Source organism: Roseomonas sp. CECT 9278 (assembly GCF_918698155.1).
Taxonomy (GTDB): domain Bacteria; phylum Pseudomonadota; class Alphaproteobacteria; order Acetobacterales; family Acetobacteraceae; genus Neoroseomonas.
This window is the reverse complement of sequence record NZ_CAKKLX010000102.1, coordinates 1-3,467: the sequence shown is the minus strand read 5'-3', so window position 1 is coordinate 3,467 and position 3,467 is coordinate 1. Positions and strand designations below refer to the sequence as shown.

Genomic DNA, 3,467 nt, shown 5'->3' with positions numbered 1-3,467 from the left:
GGGCTGGGCGGCGGGCCGGGGCGTGGCCGCGGGCCCCGGGCGGGCGGGTGGCGTGGCCCGCGCGAGCTCGGGCTTGAAGTCGCGGTGTTTCGGCGCGCGGCGCGGCGCAGCGGCGGGCGCCGGGGGCTGGCCGGCCGGGCGGGGGGCGGTCGGGCTGGTCATGCCGGCACATCCTGCCGGGTGAAGGTCAAGAACAGGTGAACCGGGCCGTCACGCCATGCGGGGCAGGCGTTGGCCCGGCAGCAGGTCGTAGGGCGCCCGCCAGCCCGGCAGTGCCGCGATGCGCCCCAGCCAGGCGTGGATCGCCGGGTGCGTCGCCGCCAGGTCGTAGCCGCTTTCGTCGGGCGGGAAGGACAGGTAGGCGCACAGCGACAGGTCGGCCACGGTCGGCCGGTCGCCGATGATGAAGGGCCGCTGCGCCACTTCGTTCGCGAGGATGCCGAGGTAGTCATCCAGCCGGGCGCGCAGGAAGTCCTGCACCCGTTCGTCCGGCGCGCGGGTGAAGGCGCGGCGGAAGCGGTAGGTCGCCATGGTCGCGGTCAGCTTGTGGTTGTCCCAGAACAGCCAGCGCAGCAGCTCGAAGTGCTCGCGGTCGTTCGTACCACCCAGGCGGCCGTGGCGTTCGGCCAGGCGCAGCAGGATCGGCGCGGTCTGGGTCAGGCGCTCACCATCCTCCTCCAGCACCGGGATCTCGCCCATCGGGTTGACCTGCGCGCGCCATTGCGCCGTGCGCGTCACGCCGGCGCCGAAATCGGTCCAGACGGGTTCGAAGGGCTGGCCACACAGGGTCAGCATCAAGGCCAGCTTGTAGCTGTTCCCGGATTCCGGGAAGTAGTGCAGGCGGTAGCGTGTCTGGCTCATGCGCCCGAGGGTAGGGCGGGCGTCGGTCGCAAGGCTATACCCAGCGCCGCACCCGCCCCCGATAGGCGTCGTAGGCCGGCCCGAAGCGCGTCGCGAGGTAGGCTTCCTCCTTCGCGACCACCAGCCGGTCCAGCACCAGGTGCGACGCCGCCAGCGCGATCCACGCCCACAGGTCCCCCCAGCGCAGCGCGAAGCCCGCCACCGCCAGCAGGAAGCCCAGGTAGATCGGGTTGCGGCTGAAGCGGAACGGCCCGGCCTCCACCATCGCGGCGTCCGGCTTGTCGGGGCGCGGGTCCACGCCCGCCCGCACCATCACCGCCACCGCCCAGCCGATCAGCGCCAGCGCGCCGAAGATGACCAGCGCCCCCAGGCCCGGCAGCGGCGGGCCGATCGGTACCGGCACGGCCTGCCGCAGCAGCCAGGCCACCGCCAGCAGCCCCGCCACCATCACCGGCGGCGGAATGCGCACGCCCGGGCCGTGGTCGGGGGGGCTCATGCTTCCTGCCGCGACGGCAGGGCCATCCAGGCGGGGATGCGGGGCGCGAGGGCCGCGCCGGCCGCCGCGAAGGGCGCACGGTCCAGCGCATCGATCCGCAGCAGCGCCAGCCCCAGCGTGTCGATGCCCGAGCGCATCTCGCCGACCTCCAGCCCCGCCGCGTCGGTCACCGGCGTGCCGCGCGGCGGCAGCGGGCCGGTCACCTCGACCGGCACCAGCCGGCGCTTGAGCAGGCCGCGGTAGCGCGTGCGCGCGGTCAGCTCCTGCCCCATGTAGCAGCCCTTCGACCAGGACACGCCGTGCAGCTCGTCGAAGCCGGCTTCCAGCAGCACCGATTTCTCGCTGTCCATGTCCTTCGACCCATCGGGCAGGCCGAGCGCCAGGCGATGGCTGTCATACGCCGCCTCCGATGAATCCGCGGCGAGCACCGTGCGCGAAAGCACGCGCCAGCCGGCGCCGGGCAGGCGCGGATCGGCCGCCACGATGCCCTCCGCATCCGGCGGCGCGCCCCAGGCCGCATGCACGCGCCAATCCGCCGAGGCGTCGCGCAGCTCCACCTTCGATCGCAGCCGGAACCGCGACAGCCGCTGCACCAGGCCCGGCACCTGCGCCGCCTCGGCATCGAGCAGCAGCGCATCGCCCTGCGCGACGACGAAGAAATCCGCCAGCCACTTGCCCTGCGGCGTCAGCAGCGCGGCCCAGGCGGCCTGGCCGGGCGCCAGCGCCGCCACGTCATTGGAGACAAGGCCTTGCAGGAAGGCGACCCGGTCGGGACCGGCCACCTCCAGCACGCCGCGGTCGGGGAGAAGGGCAAGGCTCATGCCCAACAGGTGTGCCGGCGGAGGGCGCGACGCAACCTCCTTCCTGCGCGTCGCTGACGGAAGCGGCCGGTCCGAGGCCCGCCCGATCCGCCGTGATCCAGCCGTTCGGGCGCCCCGCGCGCGCAACCTCCCCCCCGCTGGCGGGGCGTGTTAGAGCCGCGCCGTGCGTGTCCTGTTCATCACATCGACCCGAATCGGCGACGCCGTGCTGTCCACCGGGCTGCTCGACCACCTGATGCGCGCCCACCCCGCGGCGCGCTTCACCATCGCCTGCGGCCGCGTCGCCGAAGGGGTGTTTGCCCGCATGCCCCAGCTCGACCGGCTGATCCCGATCGACAAGAAGCCCCATGGCCGGCACTGGCTGGGGCTCTGGGCGCAGGTGGCCCTGACCCGCTGGGACCTGGTGGTGGATCTGCGCGGGTCGGCCATCGCCTGGCTGCTGCCGGCGCGCCGGCGCGCCGTGATGCGCGGCGGGCGGCGCCCCGGCCATCGCCTGCTGCACCTGGCGCAGACGCTGGGGATCAGCCCCGCGCCGCGCCCCGTCGCCTGGTTCGGCGCCGCCGAAGCCGCACGCGCCGCCACCCTGCTGCCACCCGGCCCGCCCGTGCTGGCGCTCGGCCCCACCGCCAACTGGGTCCGCAAGGTCTGGCCGGCCGACCGGTTCCTGGCCCTTGCCGGGCTGCTGACCGGGCCCGGCGGGGCGCTGGAAGGCGCGCGCATCGCCGTGCTCGGCGGCCCCGGCGCGCAGGAACGCGCCATGGCGCAGCCCGTGCTCGACGCGCTGCCCGGCGCGATCGACCTGGTGGGCCGGCTGGACCTGCCGGAAGCCGCCGCCGTGCTGGCCCGCTGCGCGCTGTTCGTCGGCAATGATTCGGGGCTGATGCACCTGTCCGCCGCCACTGGCTGCGCCACCATCGGCCTGTTCGGCCCGACGCCGGCCTCGGAATACGCGCCCATCGGCGCACGCGCGCTGGCCGTCCTCGCCAAAGGGCCCGCCGGCGCCGCGCCCATGGGCGCACTGACGGCCAAGCATGTGGCAGAGCAAGCCGCCGCGCTGCTGGCGCGACCCGAGGCGGTGGCGGCGTGAGGGCGGGGCGCGCTGCCGGAGAGGGGCTTTGCCCCCCTCCGGACCTCCCCCCACCAGGGGGCTACGGCCCCCTGGACCGCGGATTTTTATTCGGAGAGTTTGGGGAGGGGCATGGCGTGACCGGCGCGTCGGTGGCACTGACGATGCCCTTCCCCAAACTCTCCGATCAAGTCGAGGGTTCCAAGGGCCTTAAGCCCTTGGA

4 protein-coding genes are annotated in these 3,467 nt (G+C 74.4%); 1 reads left to right on the top strand and 3 read right to left on the bottom strand.

Annotated features, from left to right (window positions below; all coding sequences use genetic code 11):
* Positions 1-210: 210 nt before the first annotated feature.
* Genes LQ222_RS26050 through LQ222_RS26040 form a run of 3 tightly spaced genes read right to left on the bottom strand, consistent with a single transcriptional unit; the run spans position 211 to position 2,178 of the window.
* Complete coding sequence (locus LQ222_RS26050; protein WP_230169792.1) at positions 211-861, bottom strand: glutathione S-transferase family protein; 651 nt, start codon at positions 859-861, stop codon at positions 211-213.
* Positions 862-895: 34 nt separating this feature from the next.
* Positions 896-1,357 carry an isoprenylcysteine carboxylmethyltransferase family protein gene (locus tag LQ222_RS26045; RefSeq protein ID WP_230169791.1) on the bottom strand — a complete coding sequence of 154 codons (462 nt, stop codon included), beginning with the start codon at positions 1,355-1,357 and terminating at the stop codon, positions 896-898.
* Positions 1,354-2,178 (bottom strand): folate-binding protein YgfZ, encoded by an 825-nt coding sequence (locus LQ222_RS26040; protein ID WP_230169790.1) that lies wholly within the window; start codon positions 2,176-2,178, stop codon positions 1,354-1,356. Before LQ222_RS26040 ends, LQ222_RS26045 begins: the two co-directional genes overlap by 4 nt.
* A 163-nt stretch (positions 2,179-2,341) precedes the next feature.
* Between LQ222_RS26040 and LQ222_RS26035 the strand changes: the two genes are divergently transcribed.
* On the top strand, positions 2,342-3,265 hold the full coding sequence (locus tag LQ222_RS26035; protein ID WP_230169789.1) for a glycosyltransferase family 9 protein: 924 nt from the start codon (positions 2,342-2,344) through the stop codon (positions 3,263-3,265).
* Positions 3,266-3,467: the final 202 nt, after the last annotated feature.